This is a genomic window from Sphingomonas rubra, assembly GCF_900115745.1.
Classification (GTDB): domain Bacteria; phylum Pseudomonadota; class Alphaproteobacteria; order Sphingomonadales; family Sphingomonadaceae; genus Sphingomonas; species Sphingomonas rubra.
On the sequence record NZ_FOXP01000001.1, the window covers coordinates 415175 to 439488 of the forward strand.

The following is a 24314-nucleotide window of genomic DNA, read 5'->3' on the forward strand; positions in this document are numbered from 1 at the left end:
TTACTTGACCGCGAAGGCGAAGTTTCCGGCTACCCGGTGAGTGTCGACCGAGACCACGTGCCACGCGACGCTGTAGCGCCCCGCGGCGAGCGGCGCCTTGGGCGTGACGATGAGCGTGCGGCCATCATCGGCGACCCCGGCCGCAGCCGCGACCTTCATGGGCGGGTGCGCGCCGCCGCCATGCGCTGTCATCATCAGGTCCGCGCCCGAAAACTTCGGCATCAGCTTTTCGCTGAACCGAAGCGCGAGACGCGCTGGCTTGGCGACAGTCGCGTTCGGCGCCGGTGAGGCGGACAGCAACTTAGGGTGAGCCTGAGCGGCGCTGGCGAGTCCGAGGATGGCAAGGGCGGCAGGGACTAGGGCGCGACGCATGAGGTTACTCCGTGATGTTCTGTCCATTCTACGCGGCACAGTCGCGCACCCCTCACGCGACCGATGAGGGATGATGGGCAGCGCTGCGTAACCAGTGTTAGAGGGGCGGAGTGGAAAACATGGATGATCTGGACAGAGCGTTGGCGAGATTGGCGGGAGCACCTGTTCCGGCCGCGCTGGACGACGTCGAAGCACGTGTTCTCGCCCGCATCGGCACCCGGCCGGTCGTGCGACAGGCCGGGCTCGGCATCGGTGTGGTGACGGTCGCGGCATTGGCGATCGGCATGATCGGCGCCGAGTTGCCGGCGACCGCGAGCCCTGCGGTGTCGCTCGCACCGCTCGGTGGGGCTTCGCCGCTCGCACCCTCGACTTTGCTGATAGGCGAGCCGTGACCTCGACCAAGCGCGTCCTTCTGTGTGTCGTCCTCGCCTTTGTTGCGGCGATCGGAGGCGTGTTCGTCGGACGTGCGCTGTTGCCCCATCCCAAGCAGCCGGGCACCGCGCTGCACGAGGTATTGCACCACAAGCTCGCGCTCGATGCCGATCAGCAGGCAAAGCTGAAGGTTCTGGAGGACCGGTTCGCGGTGCAACGGCGCGCTCTCGAGCTGGAGTTGCGCGCGACCAATGCCCGGCTCGCCGAGGCGATCGAGGCCGAGCACGGCAACGGCCCGCGGGTCACGGCCGCGGTCGATCAGAGCCATGCCGCGATGGGCGAGCTGCAGAAGGCCACGTTGGCGCATATCTTCGCCATGCGGCAGCTCCTGCGGACCGATCAGACCTCCCAGTTCGACGACGCGGTGGTGAAGGCGCTCACCGACGGCCAGGGGTGAGCCTCGATTGGACCACGCTGTCCGATGGCGAGCTGGCGACGCTCAGCATCGCGGGTCGGCAGGCTGCTTTTGCCGAAATCGTGCGACGCTACCAACAGCCGGTGTTCCGGCTCGCGCGGGCATGCGTCGGCGAACCCGACGAAGCGCTCGATTTGGTGCAGGAGACGTTCGTCGCCGCACACCAGGCCCTCCCGCGCTACGACGGGCAGCGCGCCATGAGAGCGTGGCTTTCGACGATCGCGATCAACAAATGTCGTGACTGGGCGCGAAAGCGCACGGTGCGCCGGTTCTTCTCCTTCGCGGCCCCCATCGATCATCGGGCTGAAGCTGTGGTGGACGATCAGGTGGCGATCGACGACGGCGCAGCCGACCGCCAGGAGTTGGACCGGGTAACAGATGCAATTTCCGCTCTGCCCATGAATTTAAAAGAGGCTCTGGTGCTGCGCACCATCGAGGGTTTGAGCCAAGCCGAAACCGCCGACGTGCTGGGGATCAGCCAGAAGGCTGTCGAAACCCGCCTCTACCGTGCCCGCTCGCGCCTCCTCGAAAAGTTGAACACTGAACAAGGGATCGGCGTGCGGGACGCGTAGAAGGTGTGAAACGGGCCGGTCGCGGCCCACCTTCGAGGAGCTTTCATGTCGCGCGTTCTCGACCGCCGCCAAGTGCTGCGCGGTGCCACCCTAGCCGGAAGCGGCCTTGCTCTGTCGGCCTATATGCCGGCGTGGGCGCAGCCGGTGTCCGCGGGCATCGCCAAGCCGTTGCCGACAGTTTCGGGCGACGACATTACGTTAAAGATCGCTCACCAGATGATGATGATCGACGGACGGCAGAGCCACGCGATCGGCATCAACGGCACCGTGCCCGCTCCGCTCATCCGCTTGCGCGAGGGGCAGAACGTCCGCCTTCATGTCATGAACGAGCTGGACGAGGAGACGTCAATCCACTGGCATGGGCTGTTGGTGCCCTTCCAGATGGACGGTGTGCCCGGCATCAACTTCCCGGGCATCCCCGCGCGCTCGACCTTCACCTACGAGTTCCCGATCATCCAGAGCGGCACCTACTGGTATCACAGCCACTCGGGGCTCCAGGAGCAGGAGGGGCACTACGGGCCGATCCTGATCGACCCCAAGGACCCCGACCCGGTGCAGTTCGATCGCGAGCACGTCATCGTACTGTCCGATCACAGCTTCCAGCACCCGCACTACCTTTTCGACCGCCTGAAGAAGGAGTCGGGCTACTTCAACCGCCAGCGCCAGACTCTAAGCGGGCTGCTGGCGGGCAAGGATCAGCCGCTGAAAGAGCGGCTGATGTGGGGCAAGATGCGGATGGACCCCGCCGACGTCGCCGACGTGACCGCCTCGACCTACACCTACTTGGTCAACGGCTACGGTCCGAAGGATAACTGGACCGCGTTGTTCCGGCCGGGCGAGCGGGTGCGGCTTCGCTTCATCAACGCGTCGTCCATGACGACCTTCAACGTCCGCATTCCCGGCCTGCCGATGACGATCGTCGCGGCCGATGGGTTGAACGTGCGCCCCGTTCAGATCGACGAGTTCCAGTTCGGTCCGGCCGAAACCTATGATGCGATCGTCACGCCGCCCGACATGCGTGCCTACACGCTGGTGGGCGAAAGCGTCGACCGGTCCGGCATGGCGCGCGCGACTCTCGCACCCCGCGAGGGCATGGCGGCAGAAGTCCCGCCGCTCCGCAAGCGGCCGCTCGCGACCATGAAGGACATGGGCATGGGCGGCCATGACATAAGCACCATGGATCACGGTTCCATGAAGGGCATGGGGAGCGGTACGACCAGTGCAGAGGCCGGATCGATGGCGGGCATGGACCACAGCACGATGGACCATGGAGCGGGTGCCGGTTCGATGCAGGGCATGGACCATTCCCAGATGAACCATGGCGCGGCCGGCGCTGCTGCTGGCGCCATGGCCGGGATGACAGCGCCGCAAGGTCAGAGCGGCGCAAAGGCCGGGATGGCTCACGGGTCCGGCGCGATGCCGGGCATGGCGGATGGGCAGTCGATGGCCGGGATGGACATGGGCGACATGAACATGCGCGACTTCTCGAAGGCCCCCGGCGTGAAGAAGGGTCCGGGCGTCCAGACCATCTCGGCTATGCCCGTCGATCGCACCGGCGAGCCAGGTCAGGGACTGGAGAACGTCGGGCACCGCGTGCTGACCTATCGCGATCTTGTTGCCCTAGACCGCAATCCCGACACCCGGGCTCCCGAGCGCGAGATCAAGCTCCACCTTACCGGCAACATGGAACGGTACATGTGGGGCTTCGATGGCGAGAAGCTGTCGGAGAGTCCCGATCCGATCACCCTGCTGCACGGGGAGCGGGTGCGTGTCACCCTCATCAATGACACGATGATGGGGCACCCCATCCATATCCACGGTCACTTCTTCGACCTGGTGACGGGGAAAGGCGCGTACGCGCCCCGAAAACATACCGTGCTCGTCCAGCCAGGTGGCACGGTGAGCTGGGACGTGACAGGCGAGGAAGGCGATTGGGCGTTCCACTGCCACATGCTCTACCACATGCACGCAGGCATGATGCGCGTCGTCCAGGTCCGCAAGGCCGGGGAGGCGGCAGCGTGAACCGGTCGCTCCTTCTCGCCGGCCTTGCCTCGGCAGTCGTCGCCAGCCCCGTGTTCGGGCAGGGCATGGATCATTCCATGCACAACATGCCGGGGATGACCATGCCGGCAAAGCCCGCGGCCAAGGCGACCTCCAAGCCCGCGCGGAAAGCAGCCGCGAAACCTGCGGCCAAACGGAAGGCCCCTGTTCGGCGTAAGGCTCCCCGTCGCGCCCCGGCCGCACAGGCTCCGACCGCCGATCCGCAAGCCGGTCACGACATGAGCGGAATGCAGGGGATGAACATGGGCGGGCAGCAGCCCGCGCCCGCCCAGGATCCGCACGCCGGCCACGACATGTCCGCTATGCCCGCTATGGGCTCCCCGGCAGCAGCGGGGCAGGACCCGCATGCCGGGCATGACATGAGCGCGATGCCCGGTATGGCGATGGAGGGTAATCAGGCAGGCGCCAAGGTCGGGACCGATCTTCCTCCCGGCAACAAGCCTGCTCCCGCGCCGTCCGGCGATCATCTCGCCGATCGCTTCTGGGGAACGGATACCATGGCCAACTCCCGCGAGAACGACTTGCGGCGCGAGCATGGCGGGATGACCTACTACCAGGTGCTCTTCAATCTCGCGGAGTATCAGGCTCGCAAGGGAAGTGACGGCTACCGTTGGGATGGCGAGGCTTGGATCGGGGGCGACATCAATCGGCTCTGGCTGAAGTCGGAGGGCGAAGGCGGCTTCGGCAAGTCGCTGGAGAGTGCCGAGGTGCAGGCGCTCTACAGCCACGCCCTTGATCCCTATTGGAACCTCCAGGCCGGCGTCCGCTACGACTTCAAGCCCAATCCGTCGCGCACCTATGCGACGATCGGGATAGAGGGCCTGGCCCCCTACCAGTTCGAAGTGGAGGGCGCGCTGTTCCTCTCCGACAAGGGTGACGTGCTCGCCCGCGCCGAGGGCTATTACGACCAGCGCATCACCAACTACTTCGTTCTCCAGCCCAGGGTGGAGGCCAACTTCGCGGCCCAGGACGTGCGGGAGACCGGGATCGGCTCTGGGCTTACGGACCTGGAGGCCGGTTTGCGGCTCCGCTACGAGGGCCGCCGTGAGTTCGCGCCCTATATCGGCGTGTCATGGGAACGGCAGTTCGGCGACACGGCGCGCTTCTCGCGGGCGCGGGGTGACGACACGGGCGGCTTCAGCTTCGTCGCCGGCGTGAGGACCTGGTTCTGAGCCCGCGGCTCCGCCTCCACCTTGGAGCGAGCAAGATCCACCGCTGGCTTGCTCTTCTGATCGGCGCGCAGGCGATCGTCTGGTTCACCAGCGGCCTTGTGATGAGCCTGCTCCCCATCGACACCGTGCATGGCGATCACCGGATCGAACGGAACGCCGAGCCGGCGCTGTCGAGCACCCAAGGGTTCGCGCCGATGCCTACCTTGCTTGCGTCGGCAGGAGCGCCGGTCCGCCAGCTTCAGCACCGCATGCTGCTCGGGCGGCCGATCGTCGAGGCACAGCTTGTGGATGGTCAAATTCGTCTGCTGGACGCCCGCACGGCTGCGCCGCTTCCGCCACTGGATGCCCGGGTGGCAGGGACGATCGCTCAAAAGGCGTACCGAGGGGATGGTGTGCCCGCGCCCACCATCGAGCGGATCGAACGAGCCAGTATCGAGTATCGCGGGGCGTTGCCGGCTTGGCGTGCCACGTTCGCCGACGATGACGCCACCCGCATCTATGTAGCGGCCGACACGGGACGGCTCACGTCGGTCCGAACAGGAACGTGGCGGCTGTACGACTTCTTCTGGGGCCTTCACATCATGGATTGGACCGAGCACGAGCGGTTCAACACGCCGTGGCTCAACGCTTTCGCCGCAGGCGGTCTCGTCTTCGCGGTGTCGGGCGCGATCCTTCTTTTCATGCGCTGGCCGAGACGGCCGCGCCGCAAAGCCGGGGGGCGTAATTCCAGACAGGGAGTCGCATGATGGACGAGCACAAAGGCAAAATGAACATGGGAATGGGCTACGGTCGCTTCGCGGCGATGGTGGCGACCTCGACCGTCGTCATGTTCGGGCTGATGTACGTGAACGTCTATGCTCTCGGGCATATCGAGTTCAGCCAGACGCGGTTTTGGATGGCCTTCGTGATGGGCGCGACGATGGCGATCATCATGCTCCTTTTCATGTGGTCGATGTACAAGAACAAGCGGACGAATGCCGCGATCATCGGCGGTAGCATCGTGGTGCTCGCGCTCGCGCTGTGGCTCGTCCGCAGCCAGGAGACGGTGGACGACGTAAGCTGGATGAAAGCCATGATCCCGCACCACTCGATCGCGATCCTGACGAGCGAGCGCGCGCACATCAAAGACCCCGAGGTGCGCAAGCTGGCGGACGGAATCATCGATGCTCAGGTTCGTGAGATCACGCAGATGAAGCGGGTCATTGCCAGGCTTGAGGCAAATCCTACGCCTGCGAATGCGCCTGACCTGCCCTCCTATCGTGACAGGCAGGTTCCCCCTCCCCCGCCTGAAACTGATGAGAGCGTCGGAGTTAATACCCTTCAGCCGATCCGCTGAATTCGATCACGGGCGTGAGGGATACGGTCCGCGCGCCCGTATCTCTCCTGTGGGCGGGGGCGTTTACCCAGGAGAGACACGATGAAGAAGATGACTGTTTTGGCCTTCGCGGCCGCGCTCGGCGCCGCTCCGGCCATCGCCCAGATGCAGGGCATGGATCATTCGGGCATGAACCACGGTCAGATGATGAAGCCGACGCCGGCGAACCCCTATCCGCCCTCTGAAATGCAGATGCATCAGAAGATGATGTCGGCCATGGGCGCTGATGCGACCGAGACCTGGGTCCGCAAAATGGTCGAGCATCATCGCGGTGGCATCGCCATGTCGCAGATAGTGCTGCGCGAAACCAAGGACGCAAAGGTCCGCCAGATGGCGACCAAGACGATTGCCGAGCAGAACAAGGAAGTCGGCGAGCTGAACGCCTGGCTGCGGGCGCACGGCAAGGCTGCACAGTGATTGGCCCCCGCCCCACCGCAGGGTTTGCCTGTAGTGGGGCGACCATCTAGGGATAGAAATGACCCGCATCCGCCTTCTCGCCGCTGTTGCAGCGTTCGCCATGCCGGTCGCAGCCGTGGCTGCCGGGCCGGTGCTGATGCACCGTGATCCGGGCTGCCCATGTTGCGAGAAGTGGGCGCAGCAGGTGAAGGCTCAGTTCGGTCGCGCGGTCCGCGTCGTCGACGACGCGAACCGGCCCGCATTCATGAAGGCCCGGGGCGTACCCGCGGACTTGGCCTCGTGCCACACGGCCATCATCGACGGCATGACTTTCGAGGGTCATGTGCCGATCGCCGACATGAAGCGGGCTCTGGCAACGCATCCGAAGGGTGTGACGGGGCTCGCGGTTGCCGGGATGCCGATGGGCTCGCCGGGCATGGAGATGCCGGGCATGAAGGCCCAGCCCTACGACGTCGTTGCGTTCGGACCCGGTGGACGCAAGGTGTTCGCCCAACACTGACAAAGGAGGGAGGCGCGAACGCCTCCCTCCCCGGCTTACTTCTTGGGCATTCCGGACATGTCGTGACCGGCATGATCGCCGCTCTTCTTCATGTCCTTGCAGCAATCGCCCTTGCCGTCCTTGCAGCAATCCGAGCCTTCCTTGCAGCACGCCATGTCGGCGCAGCAGGAGCCGGCAGCGAACGCCGCGGTGGGGAGGGCGAGCGCCAAAGCGGCGCCGATCAGCTTGAACTTGGTCATTAAAATCTCCGTCGATTGAATGTGTGAAACCTGTTGGAGGGTCACACGGCTCGTGGAGGTGGAGTGGCGGGCGGTATCAGCCACCCGTTCATGACAGGGGCCGGCGACGGCCAGGCGGCGATCGGGAATGAGAATAACGGCTCTGCCCTCGCCGGGGCTTCCCCCGGGACGGCGATGCAGGGCGTCGCGCAGGCTGGTTGCGGTGCCTTCTTGTCCGGCGCCGAAGGGTTCTTTTCCTCGCACCCCGCCATTGCCGAGGCGATCGGAGCGGCTTGGGCACTGGCCTCGCAGATCGGCCCCAACCTGACGAGCAGCATCATCGCAAGCACGGCCAGAACGGCCGTGCGAAAGACGCTGACAAAAGGACGAGATCCGAATTTCACGCTGGTTACCGGCAGCCTTTTAGTCCTGAAGTCAACGGCTCAGTGCGGCATCGAGAGCGCAGCCGGGGCGATTACCATCCAAAGCGCCATGGCGACCATCATCACGTTCTCGGTCAGCGAGAGGAAGCCGAGGGGTACGTTGCTATCTCCGCCCACGCAGGCGCACTTGAGTTCGCGCTTGTCGACATAGACCGCCTTGATGACGGACACCGCACCGATCGTCCCGATGACGAGGGCGATCGGCACCGACAGCCAGGTGAGCACGCCAGCGGCCATCAGCACGCCCGCAGCACCTTCCGCGTAGGGATAGACGTAGGAATACGGCACCCAGCGCTTGGCGAGCAGATCGTAGTTGAGGAACATGCTCGAGAAGCTCTCAACGTTCTGGAGCTTCAGCATGGCGAGCACGCACATCGAGAAGGCGATGAACCATTCCCCGGCGCGAACCGTGAACGGCGCGCCGAAGGCGGCGTAGCTCGCCGCCAGCGCCATCAGCGCGGTCATGGCGAACACCGCGACTACGGGCCGGTAAGTGACCGCCTTGGGATCGCGCACCGCCTTGCCGAAGAAGCGGCGCAGATCGTCATAACCCCCTACCCGCTCGCCCCCGATGAAGGTCTGCGGTGTGGTCTTCACGCCGTGCTCCGCCTTGAACGCGTCGGTCTCCTCGCGCGTGCGCAGCCAATGATCCTCGACCTCGTAACCTTGCCGGCGCAGCAGATCCTTGGCCTTCACGCCATAGGGGCAGGTGTGCGTCGGCATCACCATGCGATAGATCGTTGCTTTCTTGGGCGCCGCGGTCGCCATCTCACTTCTCCATCCTGTTCGCGGAACCTATATAGGGTCCGTACTATAGTACGGAGTCAAGGCATGGCGGCACTGACGATTGCGGGCCTCGCGCGTGAAGGGGACGTCGGTGTCGAGACCGTGCGCTACTATCAGCGCCGAGGTTTGCTCGATACGCCGGACCAACCCGGAGGCTCCGGCGCGAGCGGTGGTATTCGGCGCTACGGTGTCGATGACGTGCGCCGCCTCCGGTTTATCCGCTCGGCGCAGGCAGCCGGATTCACGTTGGAGCAGATCGGCGAACTGCTAGCGCTCGACGCAACCGACGATCGCGCCCGCGCACGCGAGCTTGCCAATGAGCGGATTGCGGCGCTGGACACCAAGATTCAGGAGCTTGAGCGGGTGCGCGCCTCCCTTCGCCATCTCGCGAGAGAGTGCGGAAGCGGCTCGGCCGGGCCGTGTCCGATCCTTCAAGCGTTCGATCACGCTTGAGCGTCAGGCGCGCGCCATGTGGAGCAATGAAAACCCTGTGGACCGCGCTCATTGAACCGGCCGTTCTCTGGACGGCAGCTAGCCACCCACGAGCAGTCGGTCGGCCACCAGCGACGACCTGCCGGTCGGCTCCCGACCTAAAGTCGGTCGTAGCCGAGGCACGTTGCCGATCTCCGGAGCGGGCATTCTGAACCACGGTTCTGACACACGCAAACCCTTGAGAGGCCGTGGTAGGTTCCACAGCGTCACAACCGACCGGTTATGACAACTTTCCCGATTGAAATGGTATTTTGGGATTATGGCTCGGTTAGCCGGTGCCACCTGAAACATCGGGAGCCACCTTGGGGTCGGGGTCTTGCGCCTTGCCGGTTGCGGGTGCCGCCTTCTGATGCGGCATGGCGGTGAGATAGGCGACAATTTCGTCGACATCCTTCTCGGCCACCGGCGCCTTATACACCTCGCGCATCTTGGTGACGGTCGCCTTCCACTGATCCGCCGATAGCGCAGGCTGGGTCAGCGCCATGCTGGCCGAGTGGCACGAAGTGCAGTTGGCGTTGACGACGTCGGCGTGCAGACCATCGGGATAGGTCGCGTCGTCGACCGGCAGGTCGACGCTGGTCGAGGCGAGCGAAAAGCCGCGGGCTGAGACGCTGGTGGGCGGTGCCGGCTCGGATGTCTCGGAGATCGGGGCAGGCGCCTTGCGGCTGCTCGGCGCCCCGATCGAGACGAGGATAATGCCGGTCAGGCCGATCAGGCCAGCGGCCATGATGCCGGGAGACGGGGTCTTCATGCTACTCGCTCCTCAGGCCGCAATGATGGTGGTGGTTTCGATGTTGCCGCGCATGAACCCGCCGGGGTTCCAGATCGGCTTCATCGGCTGAGCGACACCGTTGGCGTTCCAGCAGCGCACCATGATGGGGTTGGGACCGCGCCTAAGCGGCACGCGACCATCCCAGCGCCGGAAGCTATACTTGCCCTCATCCGGTCCGAGCGTCGTCCTGTACCAAGTGCGGCCACCATCGGATGAGACATCGACCTTGGCGACGCCGCAGTCGCCGCCCATCGCGATCCCGCCAACCGGGATGGACGCTTCATAGGCGATCACCTGGCCATCCGGCAGGCTGGTCATCCAGCTACGCGGGATCATGCGGTTAATCGGGACGGTCGGGAAGTCTTTCTGTCCCGGCATCACGTTGGCGCCCGGCGTCGCCGGGATCTTGTAAGCCTTGGCCATCCAATATTGGTCGTCAGGGCCGGGCAGCACCTCGATCGCGTTCAGCATCTTGACCCAATAGGTCGAGTACCAGCCCGGCACGATCAACCGGCAAGGGAAGCCGTTGAGGAGCGGCAGCTGCTCGCCGTTCATGCCGAAGGCGATCATCACCTCGCCGTCGCGGGCATGGTCGAGCCCAAGCGCCTTCTCGAAGTCGGGGGCGCCAGCGACGACCGGCTGATCGAGAGCGCCGAAGCGTACCTGTACCGCGCCTGCTTTGACCCCGGCGAGATCAAGCACGTCGCGCAGGCGCACACCGAGCCATTTGGCATTGCCCATCGCGCCGTTGCCCCATTGCGCGCCGGCGACACGCGGCTGGAACAACCCACGGCTGTTGCCCGAGCACTGATTGACCGCTGCCATCTCGACGCGCGGCAGGCGCAGCAGTTGGGCAAGGCTGATCGACAGCGGTCTGTTGACGTGGCCGAAGACCTTGAGGCGAAAGCTCTCGACGTCGATCGAGGTCGGGATGTCGGCCCAGTGCCAGCGGACGAAGAACTGGTCGTTGGGCGTGAACACCGACTTGTCGAACACGTCCATCGGCGTCTCCAACAGCGGAGGATGGATGCGTTGGAGGATCATGCTGCCCTTGCCAGGAAAGGCGCTGGTCATCGGCCGCTCGGCATTGCCGCCAGGCAGCTTCAGGTCGACGAGCTGCTGCGCCAGCGCAGGTGCTGCGGCAAGGCCGGCGGTGCCGAGCGCCGTACGCCTGAGAAAGCGGCGACGGCTGGTTTCACGCGCCAGCGCGGCGTCAAAATTGTCCATGACAAGGCTCTCCTGTGGCCAGCCACGCTGGCGGATCGAAGGGGCGTTCTGCAAGTGATCGGACCGACTGATCCGATCATCAGGGTGGATCAGTTCGGGGTAGCGATGCAGGGCGAGACGAACAGGTTGCCGCGCCATGCTCCGGCGAGCGTCTTGGCACCGACCAGCAGCCACATCGCCGCGAGCGCGATCGTCAGCACCGTGCCGACGATACCGAAGAAGCCGAGGTTCAGCGTCGTACCGAGGCGGAAGGTGGCGACGGTGTAGACGCCGAGCGGGAAGGTATAGCCCCACCAGCCAAGGTTGAATGGGACGCCGGCGCGCCAGTAGCGGATGGTGATGAGCGTCGCGAGCGCCAGCCACCACAGGCCGAAACCCCACAGGCAGAGCCCGGCGACGACGCCGATCCCTTGCGCGACGGTACCGACACCGACCAGCCCGTGCGCCGCGAGGATCGCCGGCGCATCCGCCCCAAGCACCAGCATACCCAGCGCCCCGGTGCCGATCGGCCCCAGCGCGAGCCAGGAGGATGCCGCCATGCTCTCGTGCGGGAGCTTGTGGAGCGCCATGCGCAGGATCAGAATAGCGAGGATGCCAAACGCGACCGGCACCGAATAGGCCCACAGCACATACGAGGTCGCGAGCGTCACGATCTGCGCATGGGGATCGGTCAGATGCGGCGCGAGCAGCCCGCCGCTGGCACCCGCCACTTCCGCTGCGACGACCGGCAGCAGCCATACCGCGGTCATGCCGTCCAGGCTGTGCTCGTGGCGGGTAAACATCAGGTAGGGGATCAACACGCCGCAGGCGAGCGACATGGCGACGTCGATCCACCACAGGACGTGTGCGACCGGCACGATGCCGTTACCGAATCGCGCGATCCCGAAGGCGAGACATCCGTTGATGATCGTCGCCAGGCCCATCGGGATGGTCCCGATGAACATCGACACGGTGTTGTGGCCGAAGATGCGCCGTGCCTCATGCCCGAACATCGCCCAGCGCGCGCCATAGAGACCGGCGAACAGGATGAAGAGCGCGATGTTGAAGAACCACAACACCTCGCCAATCGGTTTGAGCGCGGGGCCGATGCCGGGCACCTGCGGCAGCGCGAGAGCGAGGATGCCGGTGCCCATGGTCGCGGCAAACCAGTTGGGTGTGAACTGGCGGATCATCTCGCGCGGGTGATCGAGCCTGCTTAGCGGCTTGAGGCCGGTCAGGGCCGAAGGTGCGTCGGCAATCATGCGACCTGCTCCTTGATGAGGTCCGTCAGCGCGTCGGCCGCGCGGGTGCGATAGCGTTCCTTGTGGCGCAGCGCGTGGAAGGCGCGATCGGGTAACTCAAGCGCCAGCTCGACCAGATCGCCGGCCTTGAGCGCGCGTGCGACGACCAATCGCGACAACACAGCGACGCCGGCACCGGCCTCGACCGCGGTACGCACCGCCTCGTTGGACGGCAGCGTCATCGCTACCGTCAGCTGGGCCGGATCAAACCCGCGCGTTCGCAGCACCTCCTCGAAGGTCGAGCGCGTGCCCGAACCCTGCTCGCGGACGATCCAGCGTGCAGCGCGAAGCCAGTCCTCGTCGACACGCTCGGCGTCCCTGCGTCCGACCAGCACCATCGGATCGCGTCCGACTTCCCAATGCGCCAGCGCTGGTTCGTCCACTTCGCCTTCAACGAAACCGAGTTCCGCCGCTCCGCTAAGGACCTGCGCTGCCGCGCCTTCGGTGTTGTCGATCGCCAGCTCGACCGCGATCTGCGGGTGGCGCTCGTGGAAGGCGGCAAGCCTTGCGGGCAACCAGTAGCTTGCGATCGTCTGGCTGGCGACGATCCGCAACGAACCACGGGCAAGCCCGGCATAGTCCGCCAGCATCGTCTCGGCATGCGCTGCCCGCCCCAGCACCGCGCGCGCTTCCTCCAGAAAGCCGCGGCCCGCTTCGGTCAGCTCGATGCCACGCCCGACGCGGTGAAACAGAGGAACCCCGTAGCGCGCTTCGAGGGCCGCGACCGCGCCGGAGGCAGCGGACTGCGTGACGTTCAGCACCTCTGCTGCCTTGGTGACGTGTTCGCGCTCGGCGACACCGACGAATATTCTGAGTTGCTCCAGGGTCATGCAGCTTATATCGCGCAATCTTATCGATACGACCAACCGTTTGATCCGTTTATTTCAATCTGGATATCGGAACGATCGGTAATCCTTCGTCTGCGATAGTCTTGAAGGCTTGAAGCGATCCGCGCGCTTGCGGCGTTGGTTCGTCCATGACTGATATGATTGAGCGCAAATCCGATCCCTACAACGCCGAGCCGACGCCCGGCGCGCTGATCGAGCGGTTCCTGACGCCGCAGGCGCTGTTCTACGTGCGCAGCCATGGTGCAGTGCCCGATCTGCCTGCCGATCACCGGATCGAAGTGAGCGGGACGGGCATGGCGAGCCGCTCCTTCTCGGTGGAGGAACTGAAAAGCGCGTTGGCCACGCGAACGGTGACGGCAGTTCTCCAGTGCGCCGGCAACCGGCGCACGGATCTCCAGCAGGTCGCTAAAACGTCCGGCGACCCCTGGGACGTGGGCGCGATCGGCAATGCGGAATGGACCGGCGTACGACTGTCCGACGTACTGGATGCCGTCGGTGCGCCGAATGCGTCCGACCTGTTCGTGGCGTTCACCGGCGCGGACGAGGTGGACGTCGAAGGCGAGGAAGCATTGTTCGGGGTCTCGATCGCCATGGACAAGGCGCGGCAACCCGACGTCCTTATTGCCTGGGCGATGAACGGCGAGCCGCTGACGCCCGAACACGGCGCACCGCTCCGCATGGTGGTGCCGGGCTATGCCGGGGTGCGGAGCGCCAAATGGCTGACACGGATCGAGGTGCGCGAGACGCCATCCGACGCACCGATCCAGGCGCACGACTACAAGCTCTTTCCTGCCGATGTGACGAGCGACACCGTCGACTGGAGCCAGGGTCTGACCATCAATGCCATGCCGCTCAACGCCGCGATCTGCGTGCCCGGCTCTGGCGAAAGCCTGCCGGCCGGGGAGGTGCGGATCGAGGGCTATGCCATCGCCTATGATCGCCGCGTCTCTCGGGTCGAAGTGTCGGTAAACGGTGGTCGCGACTGGCAACAGGCGACGTTCACCGATGATCCGGAGGCGCACTGGGGTTGGCGGCGCTGGACCCTCGACGCCACGCTCGCCAAGGGGCGCCAGCACCTTGTCGTGCGCGCCTTCGACGAGACTGGACAGGGTCAGCCCGAGCGGCCGGATACGGTGTGGAACTTCGCCGGCTATCTGTGCACCGCCTGGCATCATGTGCACGTGCTGGTCGAATGATCGAAGCATCAGCGGCATCGGACCTCGGCTTCTGGATCGATGCGATCGGGCGGCTGGTGGTGGCGACCGCGGCTGGGATGGTGCTCGGCTGGGAACGCTCGCGCGAGAACCGGCAGATCATGGGATTGCGAACGCTGGGTCTGGTCGGTCTGGCGAGCTGCATCGCCGTGCAGGCGATCGTGCACAGTGGCTTGCCGAACGTAAACGCCGATGCCGCAGGACGGGCGATGCAGGGCATTCTGTCCGGCGTCGGCTTCATCGGTGCCGGCGCGGTGCTGCGGGTCGGCCAGGGTCAGGAAGTGCATGGATTGGCGACCGCCGCGTGCATCTGGGTCACGGCCACGATCGGCGCGGCAGCAGGGTTGGCGGTGTGGCCGCTCATCATCGGCGGGTTGAGCCTTGCGATGCTCGTACTGTTCGCGGGCGCTCCGCTCGAACGTCGCATTCGCGAGCGGGCCAGGCTGACTCCGGCAGAGGCCGACCGGAAGGATGCCGAGCGCAAGCCGTGATCCCGCTGGTCCGCCCAGTGCCTGTCGGCGCTAAGAAGCGGCCAGGCGCTATCAGGAGACAAGCCCCGCATCGGCCTGGCGCCGGACCTCATCGGCGATCGGATGCAGCTCGGCAGCGGGTCGCTCGCCCACTACACTATAGCCGATCCCGTCGACAGCCCATGTGACCCGGCCCATGGTCCCGCTGGACGTGCTGGTCATGCTTGCGCTCTTGTCGATCTGCATGGGCCTCGTCAGCACCGCGAGCTTCGACGCCTGCGGTCCATCGTAGAGGAGCAGTGCCGCAGGACCGTGGGGCGTCGCGACCAGCCGCCCCCCACCATAGCGATATCCCGCCGTGCTGAGGTCCGGGATCGTGACGCGCTCACCCAATCGAGCGGAGGTCCATCGGATCAGCATGGCGCGCTGGTCGGGGCCGATCTCCGCCGGTCGTATCCGGTCGGCGGCATAGACACGGAAATTGTCACTCGCCTCGTTGGCCAGCGCCGCGATACCCGCGCGGGGTTCGCCACTCCAACGCGCGCTCGACCAGCCCCCGCCAAACCCGACCGTCAACAGAAGCGACGCGGCGATGGCGAGTTGCCAACGCGGTTGGCGTTGCCGTCCCCTGATGGCTGCAACCCGCATCGTCGCCGGGATAGGTTCATCCGCGATCGGGGCGAACAGGGATGCAAGGGCTCGCGCCTGCTCCGCCTGCTCCCGCAAACGGGCATGCATGTCCGGCTGGCTTTCAAGGTAGGCGTCGACCAGGCGCTGCCGCTCGGGCGACAGCCTTCCATCGATCCACGCGGCCAGATCGTCTTCTCCGATCGGGCTGGTCATCGCACACTCCTCAATCGCGGCCGTTCACCCTCTCGGATGAGTGTCGCCAGACGGTCGCGCCCCCGCGATATGCGCGACATCACCGTTCCCAGCGGCACGCCGACGACGGCAGCGACTTCCCCATATGACAGACCTTCGACGGAAAGGAGGAGCAGCACCGTCCGCTGCTCCTCGGGCAACGCATCAAGTGCGCGCAACAGGTCTCGGTGGTACAGGCCTGCGTCCTGATCGGCCGGGCGGCCGAGCGCAGCGTCGTCCACGAGGTGGAGCGGAACCGCCGTACCTCGCCGGCTATGCTGCCGCTGATGGTCGACCAACAGATTGTGCAGGATCGCATAGACCCAGGGGCGAACCTCCGTCCCGCGTCGTTGCCGCCAGCGCCCGACCGCGCGCTCAAGGCAATCCTGCACCAGGTCATCCGCCATCGCCTGATCGCGCAACCACGACCGGGCATAACGGCGCAGACCGGGGACCAGGGGCTCGATCGCGGCGGCAAGCGGGTCCATCTCAGTCGCGCTGCACCTGCACGATGCGGCCCGGTGCGCCATTCACTACCTCGGCGACCGCCAGAAAGCGCCGGGGGGCCGCTGCACTGCCCTGAACGATCTGCCGGATCGGACCCGATGCGTTGACGATCGCCGCACCTGCCGGATTGCTCATGAAGTTCGCAAGCGGCTCTACCGCACCGCTGCCGTCCGCGTTGGCGGTGAGCACGAGCATGTAAGGCTTCTTGGGCTGCAAACCGGTAACGGCACTCTGCACGACCTGAATGATGCCCTGGTCGAAGAGGGTAATGCTGCTTGCCGCACCATTGCCGCCAACCGGCCCCATGTTCAGATGCACCGCCTTGCCTGCCGTACCGAGCGGTTGGAGATTGTCGGTGCCGGGGCCTGTCGGAACAGCGTTCGGCACATAGGCGATCGCCTGCGGTGCCTGTCCGACCGGCACGGTGGCAACGACCTTGTTGCCGGCGGTGTCGATCGCGGCAAGTTCATCGGCATTCTCCAGCCCGACATAGATGCGCCGGCCGTCGCCCGATGGCCAGACGCCGTGCGGCATCTTGCCGACCGGGATGGTGGCGACAAGCGCGAAGTCGGACGTGCGGAACACCTTCACCGCGTTTTCCCCGCCCACCGTGACATAGGCGAACTGTCCCTTGACCGTGCGGGCGAAGTTGACGTGATTGGTGATCGGTCCGGTATCCAGCACCTTGAGGATCGCGAAAGGCGGCTTGGCATCGAATGCGACCGTCTTGCCGATGTCCTTCAGCGTGAACCAAACCTGCTTGCCGTCCGGCGTCGCGGCGATGTTGGGACAGAACGGACTCGGCTGCGCCACCTGTCCGACCTGCGCGTGGGTCGAGACATCGAACACGGCCAGCACCGGATTGAATGAGGAACAGACATAGCCGTATCGGCCATCGGGAGAGAAGATCGTCATCCCCGGACCACCGGGCGTCTTGATGCGACCGGTCTCCTTGTACGTCGTGGGGTCGAGCACGGCGATGTAATCCTCGCCGCGTACCGTGACCCACACCTCCTTGCCGTCCGGCGTGAAGAACGCCTCATGCGGACTGCGCCCGACATAGGTCGTGTGCTTGACGGTGTTGGTGGCGGTGTCGATCCACGACACGGCGTTGGATCCGATCGACACGACCGCCAGTGTTTTCCCGTCCGGCGAGAAGCCGAGGCCGTGAACCAGCACCTGCCCCTTGTAGAGCGGGGAAAAATTCATCGGCTGCGGATCGCCGAGCTTGATGACGCCGAGCAACCTGTTGTCGGCCGGGTCCGTTACCGACACCGTGTTGGAGAATTGTTCGGATGCATAGACGCGGTCGCGGTGGCTGACAGGCACGTCCTTGGCGTTCCACGGCGCCTGCTGAGCCATGGCAATGCCCGGTGCGGCGCTCATCAGCAAGGCGGCCGAGAGCAGGAAGGTCCGGATCATGTCAGTGCTCCATATGGCTGTGGTGGTCGCCGCCCTGCGTCGGGGCTGGCGTCGAAGGGGGTAGCGGCTGACCGATCGCCAACTTCATGGCGGCGATCTCCTGCTGCTGATCGATGATGATCTCCTGCGCGATGCGCTTGAGCTGCTCGTTATGGCCGTAGCGCAGCTCTGCCACCGCCATATCAATGGCGCCCTGGTGATGCGGAAGCATCATCGCGACGAAATCGCGGTCGACGTCGCCGGACGGCTTGACCATCATGCCCGCCATCATCCGGTCCATCGCGGCAGATACCATGCTGGCGTAGCCATCGGCGGGGGCGGCCGCGACTGCGCCGGTGAGCATGGCCGAAGCAGTCAGACCCAGCATCCAATTTCGTCTACGCATAAGCCTCCTGCGGATCAGTCTCGAAAGGGTAGACGACGCCCGTCGGGGTTTATTCCATGGGTGAGCCAATTATTGATCCTCAGCAAAACAATCGTCTCATCGTGACCCTGCCGTTGGTTGACCAGGTCGCCGTCGGACAGCATATGCTCGGGCACGGCGATGGATTTCCGCCGGGCCATTCGGCCGAACCGCCCTCGCAAGGGCCGATGATTCCTACCAGGCGCCGTAAGGCAGCAAGGAGGAATCGTGCGCGCGACATTTCGCAATCTCTACGACCAGTTCAACATGGCAGCGTTCATTCGCGATCGCCGCACCCATGCCATGTCGGTGCTGCGGTGGGCTTTGATCCTGGTCCCGATGGCCGCAACGGTGGGAACGCTCTGCGCAGCCTTCCTGTGGAGCCTCGATGCCGTAACCCGGATTCGCTTCGCCTTTCCCTGGCTGCTCTACCTGCTGCCGATCGGCGGGTTCGTGGTCGGACTGCTCTACCATCTGACAGGGCGCTCGGTCGAAGGTGGCAACAATCTTATCGTCGAGCAGATCCACGAACCGGGGGGCGGCGTGCCGCTGCGCATGGCCCCGCTCATTTTCTTCGGCACGGTCGTGACACATCTGTTTGGTGGATCGGCGGGGCGCGAAGGCACCGCCGTGCAATTGGGCGGCAGTCTTTCCGGCGGGTTCGGGCGCGCCCTCAAGCTGGATACGCAAGCAACGCGCATCCTGCTGATGACCGGGATCGCGGCAGGGTTCGGCGCAGTGTTCGGGACGCCGATTGCGGGAGCGGTCTTCGCGCTGGAGGTGCTGGCGATTGGCCGGGTCGAGTATCGCGCGCTGGTGCCGTGCCTGGTCGCGGCACTGGTCGGCGACTGGACCTGTCTTGCCTGGGGCATTCACCACGGTATCTACCAGGTCGATGCGACAGTGCCGGTCGACGCTCTAATCGTCATCAAGGCTGGCGTCGCGGGCGTCGTATTCGGGTTGGTCGGACTAGCTTTTGCGGAGGCCAATCATGCGTTTGGCGGATGGCTGACGCTCATGGTGCCTTATGGCCCACTACGACCCGTCATCGGTGGCGTGGCCGTGATCGCACTGGTCTGGCTGTTCGGAACGCGCGACTATCTCGGCCTTGGCACGCTCGCCGCGACATCGGACGGCCTGACCATCGCCAGCTTCTTTGGTCCCGACACCCATCCACGGAGCTGGGCGCTGAAGCTGCTCTTTACCGTCGTGACCCTGAGCGCTGGCTTCAAGGGCGGAGAGGTGACGCCGCTGTTCTTCATTGGCGCGGCGCTCGGCAATGCGCTCGCGCCCATGTTCGGAGTGCCGACGGGGGTCTTCGCGGCGATCGGCTTCGTTGCGCTGTTCGCGGGTGCTGCCAACACGCCGCTTGCCTGCACGTTCATGGGGATCGAATTGTTCGGGGCGGCCTATGCTGTGCCGATCGCGGTCGCATGCTTCGTCGCCTACCTTTGCTCGGGTCATAACGGCATTTATCTGTCGCAGCGCGTCGCAGTCCCCAAGGTGCCTGCTGCGCACCTCACACCCGGTGCGACCCTGCGTGATGCCCGCACGCACCGTGCTTCCCGCCGACGCTCGCGCGTCTGATCCTGCTTCCTATCGAAAGGCCCGTTATGCCTGATCGTTTCACCGTCCAGCACCGCGAGGTTGGAATGCTGCGCATCTATTTGAAGCCGTCTGACAAGGTCGGCCCACGTCGCTTCTGGGGTGCGACCTTTCTATCGCGAGCTGATCCGCACCGCGAAGGCGGACGGCATCATCAACGCCGTCGCGCAGAACATGCATTACGGCTTCAGCAATCGCGGCCCGGCGGCATTCAACCGTTCCGATCCTGAAAGCTGACTGGCAGGAAAGTCCCCATGAGAAGTCCGTCAGCCGGGGCCATGACCAGCCGGTCGGCTTCCGACCCAAAGGCAGACGTAGCGGTGGCAAGTTGCCGGTCTTGGAAGCTGACGTTCTGAACCGGGGTTCTGGCACACGCAAATCCCTGGAAACCGTGGTTGCGTCTGCAGCTTCAAAACCGACCGGTTCTGACACCGTTGGCGGTTAATGTTGCACGCCATCGCCCTCAACCAAGCCGTCCTGATACGCACTGTGAAAACTCTCGATCTTTGAGCGAAATTCAGTCGCAGACTAACTCCTGAGGCGCAGCGCATCGACCAGCAAACGGAACGCCAAGGAGTTTTGTCGTCGGCTCGGATAATACAGGTGATAGCCCGAGAACGGCGGACACCAGTCAGCCAGCACGCGCACCAGCCTGCCGGAGGCAAGATCATCCTGAACCTGGTCAACGGGAATGGACGCCAGACCGTGACCGGCAAGGGCGGCCTTGCGGATCAGGCCTGAGGTATTGAACGTGAACTGGCCATCAACACGCACGTTGATCTGTCGTCCATCCTTCTCGAACTCCCACGCGTAGAGGGCTCCTGCGGAAACCAGGCGCAGGTTGATGCAGTTGTGACCAACAAGGTCCTGAGGGCTTTCGGGCAAGCCGCGTGCTTCGAGATAGGCGGGCGTTCCGACGACGGCCATCTCAAGATCAGGGCCGATGCGAACTGCGATCATATCCTTCTCGATCGCTTCGCCGATCCGCACGCCGGCATCGTACCGCTCGGTCACGATATTCGACAGGCCGACGTCGATCACGATCTCCAGTGTGATGTCGGGATATGAGTTGGCGATCTTCTCCATCGCGGGCCACAAAAGGGTTTCCGCTGCATGCTCGGTGGACGTTATGCGGAAATGGCCGGCCGGCTTATCGCGCAGCTCGCCCAGCTCCGCCAATCCCGCCTCGATCCCATCCAGATGGTTTCCCACCGTGGCAAGCAGCCGATCACCGGCTTCTGTCGGCACCACGCTCCTTGTGGTGCGCGTCAGCAGGCGAACGCCGATACGCTCTTCAAGCGCCCGGAGGGTATGGCTTAGTGCGGATTGTGAAACGCCGAGTTGAGCAGCCGCCCGCGTGAAACTGCGCTCCCGTGCGACCGCAACGAACGCGACCAGATCGTTCAGGTTTTCACGCGCCATAAACGGGCCGCGTATCGGGAGGCCTGATGTGTGATAGCACGAGTTTCATGAGCAATGCTCATATCCTCTTGCGTGCTTTCATGTCTAATCCTGATAGGTCCGAAAGGCTACTTCATATCCATCGAACAGCATGGATGAGCCCGTCACGGGCCGGAAAGCGATCATGATGAAAACCCGCATTCTTGGAAGCAACGGACCCGAAGTCTCGGCGATCGGTCTGGGTTGTATGGGCCTGACCTTCGGCTACGGCCCGGCGACCGATACGTCGGACGCGGTAGCGTTGATCCGCGCCGCCTATGACCGCGGCATCACCTTTTTCGACAGCGCGGAGGCCTATGGTACCGCCAACGAGGAGATGGTCGGCGAAGCGGTGCAGCCGTTCCGCGACAAGGTGGTGATTGCAACGAAGTTCGGCTTCAAGGACGGAAGTTCGGCTGCCGGCCTCGATAGCAGTCCGGCCCGCATTCGCCTTGTCGCCGAGCAGTCGCTCAAGCGCCTCAAGACGGACGTGATCGACCTGTTCTATCAGCACCGCGTCGATCCGAACGTGCCGATGGAGGATGTCGCCGGTACGGTGAAGGACCTCATCGCCGAGGGTAAGGTCCGGCACTTCGGCTTGTCCGAAGCCGGCATCGCCAACATCCGCCGCGCCCATGCAGTGCAGCCGGTCGCGGCGCTGCAAAGCGAGTATTCGATGTTCAGCCGTGAGCTGGAGGATGAGTTCTTCCCGGTTCTCGACGAGCTGGGCATCGGCCTCGTGCCTTTCAGCCCGCTCGGCAAGGGCTTCCTGACCGGCAAGATCGACACCGCGACCAAGTTCGCGGAGGGCGACATCCGCAACAACCTGCCCCGCTTCCAGGACGAAGCTCGGGAGGCCAACGCCAACCTGGTCAAGCGCATCGGCGAGATTGCCGATGCGAAAGCCGCGACGCCAGCGCAGGTCGCGCTCGGCTGGCTCCTTGCGCAGAAGCCCTGGATCGTGCCGATCCCCGGCACCACGAAGAAGCACCGCATGGAAGAGAATGCGGGCGGTGCGGACGTCGATCTGACCGCGGACGATCTGAAGTCCCTGGGCGATCTGCTGGCGCAGGTCCCGGTGACGGGCGACCGCTACACGCCCGCCATGCAGGCGACGATCGACCGCTAAGCGCATCCGGGCGGCGCGCCTCGCGCCGCCCGCTTCCCAAACGTCTCACAAGGACATTGCATCATGAACACCCCCGTATTGGAGGGCCGGATCGCGCTCGTCACCGGCGGATCGAAGGGCATCGGCTTCGGCTCGGCCCAGCGCCTGATCGAGGAAGGCGCGTTCGTCTACATCACTGGCCGCGGCAAGGACGCGCTAGACGCAGCCGTAGCCCGGCTCGGCAGCTCGGCCGTTGGGATCGAGGCGGACGCCTCTAGCAAGGCCGACATGACCGCAGTCGCCGAACGGATCAAGCAGCAGCACGGCAAGCTCGACATCCTGTTCGCTAACGCCGGCCTCGGCCATGCCACGCCGTTTCCCGACCTGACCGAGGCGCAGATCGACAAGGAATTCGGCGTAAATTTCAAGGGCGTAATCCTGACCGTCCAGTCGATGCTCGGCGTGCTGAGCCACGGCGCGTCGGTGATCCTCAATGCCTCGATCACCGCCGACATGGGTCTGCCCGGCTTCGGGGTTTACGCCGCCACCAAGGCCGCGGTCCGCTCGCTGGCGCGGAGCTGGACAACGGACCTCAAGGACCGCGACATCAGGGTCAACACGATCAGCCCCGGCGTCGTGCCCACCGAAGGATATAGCGACGAGCAGGGCATGACCCAGGCGGACGTCGATGCGTATGTCGAGCGCGTGTCGAAGGAGATCCCGGCCGGCCGGGTTGGCACCTCTCGCGAAATGGGTGACGCCCTGGTCTTCCTGGCATCCGACGCCAGCAAGTATGTGCGCGGCATCGATCTCGTGGTCGATGGCGGCATGACCCGCGTCTACGCGGGCAAGGCCTGATGTCTGAATCAGCAGCGAAAGGTCGATCAATGACGACGAGTAAACAGGACGAGATTCACATCGTCTGCACGGTACACGCCCAGCCCCAGCATCGTGATCGCGTCGGCGAACTGCTCCTGGAGCTTGTCGAACCGGCGCGAGAGGAAGCCGGCTGCCTCTACTATGATCTCTATCAGGAGCGGGACCGCCCCGACACGTTCGTGCTTCTCGACGGTTGGGCTTCGGACGCCTCGCTGGCCTCGCATGCCGTCCATCCTAACGTCACGCGCGTTGTCGATCAGCTCCTGCCGCTGCTCTTATCGCCGTTGGAGCATCTACATAGCCGCAGGATGTCTGACCCGGCCTAGCCGTTCACGCCCGCCTCCACATCCGCTTGATCCTCGCCAATTCGCCCAATTTGCGAAGCGAGGCGCTAACGGTGGTAAGAAAGAAGTGTCGAAACCAACCGGTTTTGGAACCATGTCCTAATCGTCAGTTGGCGGGGTGGGGCGTACTGGTCTTGAAAGGCCACGAAGGCGACGCTGGCGATTTTGGCGCGACGCTTCCTTGACGGCTTGGGGGTCATCCAAATCAATCATGCTGCTGGTCCTCGGGAAAGGCCGGCGCGCGAGTTGCGCCTAATATCCTGTTCCGAGCCGGAAGGCGTTGCGGGTCTAGTTTCGCTGAAATGGTCGGGTTGGCTGCCGCTTCATATATCTGCTAAGCTGGATATATGGAAAACGGTTCGGCTATCTCCACATTGGGCGCGCTTGCGCAAAGCACGCGGCTCGATGTGTTCCGCCTGCTGGTGCGCCATGAACCGGACGGCCTCGCTGCCGGCGATGTCGCCCGCCAGCTCGACGTGCCGCAGAACACCATGTCAGCGCACTTGGGCATTCTCGCCCGCGCCGGCCTAGTCCGTTCCGAACGGCATAGCCGTTCGATTATCTACCGCGCCGATCTGGACGGGCTGCGCGGGCTGATGCTGTTCCTCGTTAAGGATTGCTGCGCCGGTTCGCCTGAACTGTGCGCGCCGCTCCTGGCCGAACTCACCCCCTGCTGCTGA

At 64.6% G+C, this 24314-nt stretch carries 30 protein-coding genes and 1 riboswitch; of the genes, 18 read left to right on the plus strand and 12 right to left on the minus strand.

Going from position 1 to position 24314, the window contains the following annotated elements; all coding sequences use genetic code 11:
• Entirely contained in the window at nucleotides 1-372 is a 372-nt protein-coding gene (copC, locus tag BM145_RS02020) for a copper homeostasis periplasmic binding protein CopC (protein ID WP_093330609.1), read from the minus strand.
• 119 nt (nucleotides 373-491) lie between these two features.
• Here copC and BM145_RS02025 point away from each other — a divergent pair, with 119 nt between their 5' ends.
• From BM145_RS02025 to BM145_RS02065, 9 genes are all read left to right on the plus strand, one after another.
• Nucleotides 492-764 (plus strand): hypothetical protein, encoded by a 273-nt coding sequence (locus BM145_RS02025; RefSeq protein WP_093330861.1) that lies wholly within the window; start codon nucleotides 492-494, stop codon nucleotides 762-764.
• Nucleotides 761-1201 (plus strand): periplasmic heavy metal sensor, encoded by a 441-nt coding sequence (locus tag BM145_RS02030; protein WP_093330612.1) that lies wholly within the window; start codon nucleotides 761-763, stop codon nucleotides 1199-1201. The genes BM145_RS02025 and BM145_RS02030 overlap by 4 nt, the downstream gene beginning before the upstream one ends.
• Complete coding sequence (locus BM145_RS02035; protein ID WP_056025241.1) at nucleotides 1198-1791, plus strand: RNA polymerase sigma factor; 594 nt, start codon at nucleotides 1198-1200, stop codon at nucleotides 1789-1791. The genes BM145_RS02030 and BM145_RS02035 overlap by 4 nt, the downstream gene beginning before the upstream one ends.
• A 45-nt stretch (nucleotides 1792-1836) precedes the next feature.
• Complete coding sequence (locus BM145_RS02040; protein ID WP_093330615.1) at nucleotides 1837-3813, plus strand: copper resistance system multicopper oxidase; 1977 nt, start codon at nucleotides 1837-1839, stop codon at nucleotides 3811-3813.
• 77 nt (nucleotides 3814-3890) lie between these two features.
• On the plus strand, nucleotides 3891-5024 hold the full coding sequence (locus tag BM145_RS02045) for a copper resistance protein B (protein ID WP_245739001.1): 1134 nt from the start codon (nucleotides 3891-3893) through the stop codon (nucleotides 5022-5024).
• Between the two features lie 35 nt (nucleotides 5025-5059).
• A complete protein-coding gene (locus BM145_RS02050) occupies nucleotides 5060-5770 on the plus strand; it encodes a hypothetical protein (protein WP_281244339.1) in 711 nt (236 codons plus the stop codon).
• A complete protein-coding gene (locus BM145_RS02055; protein WP_218149599.1) occupies nucleotides 5770-6360 on the plus strand; it encodes a DUF305 domain-containing protein in 591 nt (196 codons plus the stop codon). The genes BM145_RS02050 and BM145_RS02055 overlap by 1 nt, the downstream gene beginning before the upstream one ends.
• Before the next feature lie 81 nt (nucleotides 6361-6441).
• Nucleotides 6442-6816: a DUF305 domain-containing protein gene (locus BM145_RS02060; protein WP_093330623.1), complete on the plus strand. Its 375-nt coding sequence runs from the start codon at nucleotides 6442-6444 to the stop codon at nucleotides 6814-6816.
• 58 nt (nucleotides 6817-6874) lie between these two features.
• Complete coding sequence (locus tag BM145_RS02065) at nucleotides 6875-7315, plus strand: DUF411 domain-containing protein (protein WP_177200052.1); 441 nt, start codon at nucleotides 6875-6877, stop codon at nucleotides 7313-7315.
• Between the two features lie 35 nt (nucleotides 7316-7350).
• Here the strand turns inward: BM145_RS02065 and BM145_RS16285 are convergent, their stop codons facing one another.
• Both BM145_RS16285 and BM145_RS02075 read right to left on the minus strand, forming a co-directional pair.
• Nucleotides 7351-7797, minus strand: coding sequence for a hypothetical protein (locus tag BM145_RS16285; RefSeq protein ID WP_245739002.1), 447 nt, complete (start codon nucleotides 7795-7797; stop codon nucleotides 7351-7353).
• 179 nt (nucleotides 7798-7976) lie between these two features.
• On the minus strand, nucleotides 7977-8744 hold the full coding sequence (locus tag BM145_RS02075; RefSeq protein WP_093330626.1) for a MauE/DoxX family redox-associated membrane protein: 768 nt from the start codon (nucleotides 8742-8744) through the stop codon (nucleotides 7977-7979).
• 63 nt (nucleotides 8745-8807) lie between these two features.
• Here BM145_RS02075 and BM145_RS02080 point away from each other — a divergent pair, with 63 nt between their 5' ends.
• Nucleotides 8808-9215, plus strand: coding sequence for a MerR family transcriptional regulator (locus BM145_RS02080; protein ID WP_093330628.1), 408 nt, complete (start codon nucleotides 8808-8810; stop codon nucleotides 9213-9215).
• Nucleotides 9216-9522: 307 nt separating this feature from the next.
• Here the strand turns inward: BM145_RS02080 and BM145_RS02085 are convergent, their stop codons facing one another.
• The 4 genes from BM145_RS02085 to BM145_RS02100 all read right to left on the minus strand — a co-directional run bounded on the left by BM145_RS02085 (nucleotide 9523) and on the right by BM145_RS02100 (nucleotide 13363).
• Nucleotides 9523-10005 carry a c-type cytochrome gene (locus BM145_RS02085; RefSeq protein WP_056025216.1) on the minus strand — a complete coding sequence of 161 codons (483 nt, stop codon included), beginning with the start codon at nucleotides 10003-10005 and terminating at the stop codon, nucleotides 9523-9525.
• A 12-nt stretch (nucleotides 10006-10017) separates the two neighbouring features.
• Nucleotides 10018-11253, minus strand: coding sequence for a molybdopterin-dependent oxidoreductase (locus BM145_RS02090; RefSeq protein WP_093330631.1), 1236 nt, complete (start codon nucleotides 11251-11253; stop codon nucleotides 10018-10020).
• An 89-nt stretch (nucleotides 11254-11342) separates the two neighbouring features.
• Nucleotides 11343-12494, minus strand: a complete 1152-nt coding sequence (locus BM145_RS02095; RefSeq protein ID WP_093330633.1) for a TDT family transporter — start codon at nucleotides 12492-12494, stop codon at nucleotides 11343-11345.
• Nucleotides 12491-13363, minus strand: coding sequence for a LysR family transcriptional regulator (locus tag BM145_RS02100; RefSeq protein WP_093330636.1), 873 nt, complete (start codon nucleotides 13361-13363; stop codon nucleotides 12491-12493). The genes BM145_RS02095 and BM145_RS02100 overlap by 4 nt, the downstream gene beginning before the upstream one ends.
• A 146-nt stretch (nucleotides 13364-13509) precedes the next feature.
• On the opposite strand from BM145_RS02100, the gene BM145_RS02105 reads away from it, so the two are divergent.
• Nucleotides 13510-14577, plus strand: a complete 1068-nt coding sequence (locus BM145_RS02105; protein WP_037529332.1) for a sulfite oxidase — start codon at nucleotides 13510-13512, stop codon at nucleotides 14575-14577.
• A complete protein-coding gene (locus tag BM145_RS02110; RefSeq protein ID WP_052149081.1) occupies nucleotides 14574-15086 on the plus strand; it encodes an MgtC/SapB family protein in 513 nt (170 codons plus the stop codon). The genes BM145_RS02105 and BM145_RS02110 overlap by 4 nt, the downstream gene beginning before the upstream one ends.
• A gap of 51 nt (nucleotides 15087-15137) precedes the next feature.
• Here the strand turns inward: BM145_RS02110 and BM145_RS02115 are convergent, their stop codons facing one another.
• The 4 genes from BM145_RS02115 to BM145_RS02130 are packed head-to-tail and all read right to left on the minus strand — an operon-like array spanning nucleotide 15138 to nucleotide 18222.
• A complete protein-coding gene (locus BM145_RS02115; protein WP_093330639.1) occupies nucleotides 15138-15908 on the minus strand; it encodes an anti-sigma factor family protein in 771 nt (256 codons plus the stop codon).
• Nucleotides 15905-16414 carry an RNA polymerase sigma factor gene (locus BM145_RS02120; RefSeq protein WP_093330642.1) on the minus strand — a complete coding sequence of 170 codons (510 nt, stop codon included), beginning with the start codon at nucleotides 16412-16414 and terminating at the stop codon, nucleotides 15905-15907. Before BM145_RS02120 ends, BM145_RS02115 begins: the two co-directional genes overlap by 4 nt.
• A gap of 1 nt (nucleotide 16415) precedes the next feature.
• Nucleotides 16416-17855 (minus strand): YncE family protein, encoded by a 1440-nt coding sequence (locus BM145_RS02125; RefSeq protein WP_055982125.1) that lies wholly within the window; start codon nucleotides 17853-17855, stop codon nucleotides 16416-16418.
• Between the two features lies 1 nt (nucleotide 17856).
• The gene (locus tag BM145_RS02130) at nucleotides 17857-18222 is read right to left on the minus strand and encodes a DUF305 domain-containing protein (RefSeq protein ID WP_229668351.1); all 366 of its coding nucleotides are present in this window, start codon (nucleotides 18220-18222) and stop codon (nucleotides 17857-17859) included.
• Between the two features lie 164 nt (nucleotides 18223-18386).
• Nucleotides 18387-18463: riboswitch (Fluoride riboswitch) on the plus strand.
• Nucleotides 18464-18486: 23 nt separating this feature from the next.
• Between BM145_RS02130 and BM145_RS02135 the strand changes: the two genes are divergently transcribed.
• Nucleotides 18487-19845 (plus strand): voltage-gated chloride channel family protein, encoded by a 1359-nt coding sequence (locus BM145_RS02135; protein WP_056455013.1) that lies wholly within the window; start codon nucleotides 18487-18489, stop codon nucleotides 19843-19845.
• A 120-nt stretch (nucleotides 19846-19965) separates the two neighbouring features.
• The gene (locus BM145_RS16495; protein WP_268795264.1) at nucleotides 19966-20100 is read left to right on the plus strand and encodes a hypothetical protein; all 135 of its coding nucleotides are present in this window, start codon (nucleotides 19966-19968) and stop codon (nucleotides 20098-20100) included.
• 291 nt (nucleotides 20101-20391) lie between these two features.
• Here the strand turns inward: BM145_RS16495 and BM145_RS02145 are convergent, their stop codons facing one another.
• Nucleotides 20392-21285, minus strand: coding sequence for a LysR family transcriptional regulator (locus tag BM145_RS02145; protein WP_093330645.1), 894 nt, complete (start codon nucleotides 21283-21285; stop codon nucleotides 20392-20394).
• A 166-nt stretch (nucleotides 21286-21451) separates the two neighbouring features.
• On the opposite strand from BM145_RS02145, the gene BM145_RS02150 reads away from it, so the two are divergent.
• The 4 genes from BM145_RS02150 to BM145_RS02165 all read left to right on the plus strand — a co-directional run bounded on the left by BM145_RS02150 (nucleotide 21452) and on the right by BM145_RS02165 (nucleotide 24314).
• Complete coding sequence (locus BM145_RS02150) at nucleotides 21452-22432, plus strand: aldo/keto reductase (protein WP_093330871.1); 981 nt, start codon at nucleotides 21452-21454, stop codon at nucleotides 22430-22432.
• Between the two features lie 63 nt (nucleotides 22433-22495).
• Complete coding sequence (locus tag BM145_RS02155) at nucleotides 22496-23269, plus strand: SDR family oxidoreductase (protein WP_093330647.1); 774 nt, start codon at nucleotides 22496-22498, stop codon at nucleotides 23267-23269.
• Nucleotides 23270-23298: 29 nt separating this feature from the next.
• Nucleotides 23299-23616, plus strand: coding sequence for a putative quinol monooxygenase (locus BM145_RS02160; protein WP_093330650.1), 318 nt, complete (start codon nucleotides 23299-23301; stop codon nucleotides 23614-23616).
• 365 nt (nucleotides 23617-23981) lie between these two features.
• Nucleotides 23982-24314: an ArsR/SmtB family transcription factor gene (locus BM145_RS02165; protein WP_093330653.1), complete on the plus strand. Its 333-nt coding sequence runs from the start codon at nucleotides 23982-23984 to the stop codon at nucleotides 24312-24314.

Excerpts from the sequence above, each read along its gene's own strand:
- BM145_RS02105 (WP_037529332.1), top strand. The coding sequence starts at position 13,510 with ATGACTGATATGATTGAGCGCAAATCCGATCCCTACAACGCCGAGCCG.
- BM145_RS02045 (WP_245739001.1), top strand. The coding sequence starts at position 3,891 with ATGCACAACATGCCGGGGATGACCATGCCGGCAAAGCCCGCGGCCAAG.
- BM145_RS02125 (WP_055982125.1), bottom strand. The coding sequence starts at position 17,855 with ATGATCCGGACCTTCCTGCTCTCGGCCGCCTTGCTGATGAGCGCCGCA.
- BM145_RS02040 (WP_093330615.1), top strand. The coding sequence starts at position 1,837 with ATGTCGCGCGTTCTCGACCGCCGCCAAGTGCTGCGCGGTGCCACCCTA.
- BM145_RS02065 (WP_177200052.1), top strand. The coding sequence starts at position 6,875 with ATGACCCGCATCCGCCTTCTCGCCGCTGTTGCAGCGTTCGCCATGCCG.
- BM145_RS02165 (WP_093330653.1), top strand. The coding sequence starts at position 23,982 with ATGGAAAACGGTTCGGCTATCTCCACATTGGGCGCGCTTGCGCAAAGC.
- BM145_RS02075 (WP_093330626.1), bottom strand. The coding sequence starts at position 8,744 with ATGGCGACCGCGGCGCCCAAGAAAGCAACGATCTATCGCATGGTGATG.
- BM145_RS02100 (WP_093330636.1), bottom strand. The coding sequence starts at position 13,363 with ATGACCCTGGAGCAACTCAGAATATTCGTCGGTGTCGCCGAGCGCGAA.
- BM145_RS02080 (WP_093330628.1), top strand. The coding sequence starts at position 8,808 with ATGGCGGCACTGACGATTGCGGGCCTCGCGCGTGAAGGGGACGTCGGT.
- BM145_RS02055 (WP_218149599.1), top strand. The coding sequence starts at position 5,770 with ATGGACGAGCACAAAGGCAAAATGAACATGGGAATGGGCTACGGTCGC.
- BM145_RS02110 (WP_052149081.1), top strand. The coding sequence starts at position 14,574 with ATGATCGAAGCATCAGCGGCATCGGACCTCGGCTTCTGGATCGATGCG.
- BM145_RS02085 (WP_056025216.1), bottom strand. The coding sequence starts at position 10,005 with ATGAAGACCCCGTCTCCCGGCATCATGGCCGCTGGCCTGATCGGCCTG.
- BM145_RS02145 (WP_093330645.1), bottom strand. The coding sequence starts at position 21,285 with ATGGCGCGTGAAAACCTGAACGATCTGGTCGCGTTCGTTGCGGTCGCA.
- BM145_RS02025 (WP_093330861.1), top strand. The coding sequence starts at position 492 with ATGGATGATCTGGACAGAGCGTTGGCGAGATTGGCGGGAGCACCTGTT.
- BM145_RS02155 (WP_093330647.1), top strand. The coding sequence starts at position 22,496 with ATGAACACCCCCGTATTGGAGGGCCGGATCGCGCTCGTCACCGGCGGA.
- BM145_RS02150 (WP_093330871.1), top strand. The coding sequence starts at position 21,452 with ATGAAAACCCGCATTCTTGGAAGCAACGGACCCGAAGTCTCGGCGATC.
- copC (WP_093330609.1), bottom strand. The coding sequence starts at position 372 with ATGCGTCGCGCCCTAGTCCCTGCCGCCCTTGCCATCCTCGGACTCGCC.
- BM145_RS02115 (WP_093330639.1), bottom strand. The coding sequence starts at position 15,908 with ATGACCAGCCCGATCGGAGAAGACGATCTGGCCGCGTGGATCGATGGA.
- BM145_RS02090 (WP_093330631.1), bottom strand. The coding sequence starts at position 11,253 with ATGGACAATTTTGACGCCGCGCTGGCGCGTGAAACCAGCCGTCGCCGC.
- BM145_RS02160 (WP_093330650.1), top strand. The coding sequence starts at position 23,299 with ATGACGACGAGTAAACAGGACGAGATTCACATCGTCTGCACGGTACAC.
- BM145_RS02095 (WP_093330633.1), bottom strand. The coding sequence starts at position 12,494 with ATGATTGCCGACGCACCTTCGGCCCTGACCGGCCTCAAGCCGCTAAGC.
- BM145_RS02060 (WP_093330623.1), top strand. The coding sequence starts at position 6,442 with ATGAAGAAGATGACTGTTTTGGCCTTCGCGGCCGCGCTCGGCGCCGCT.
- BM145_RS02130 (WP_229668351.1), bottom strand. The coding sequence starts at position 18,222 with ATGCTGGGTCTGACTGCTTCGGCCATGCTCACCGGCGCAGTCGCGGCC.
- BM145_RS02120 (WP_093330642.1), bottom strand. The coding sequence starts at position 16,414 with ATGGACCCGCTTGCCGCCGCGATCGAGCCCCTGGTCCCCGGTCTGCGC.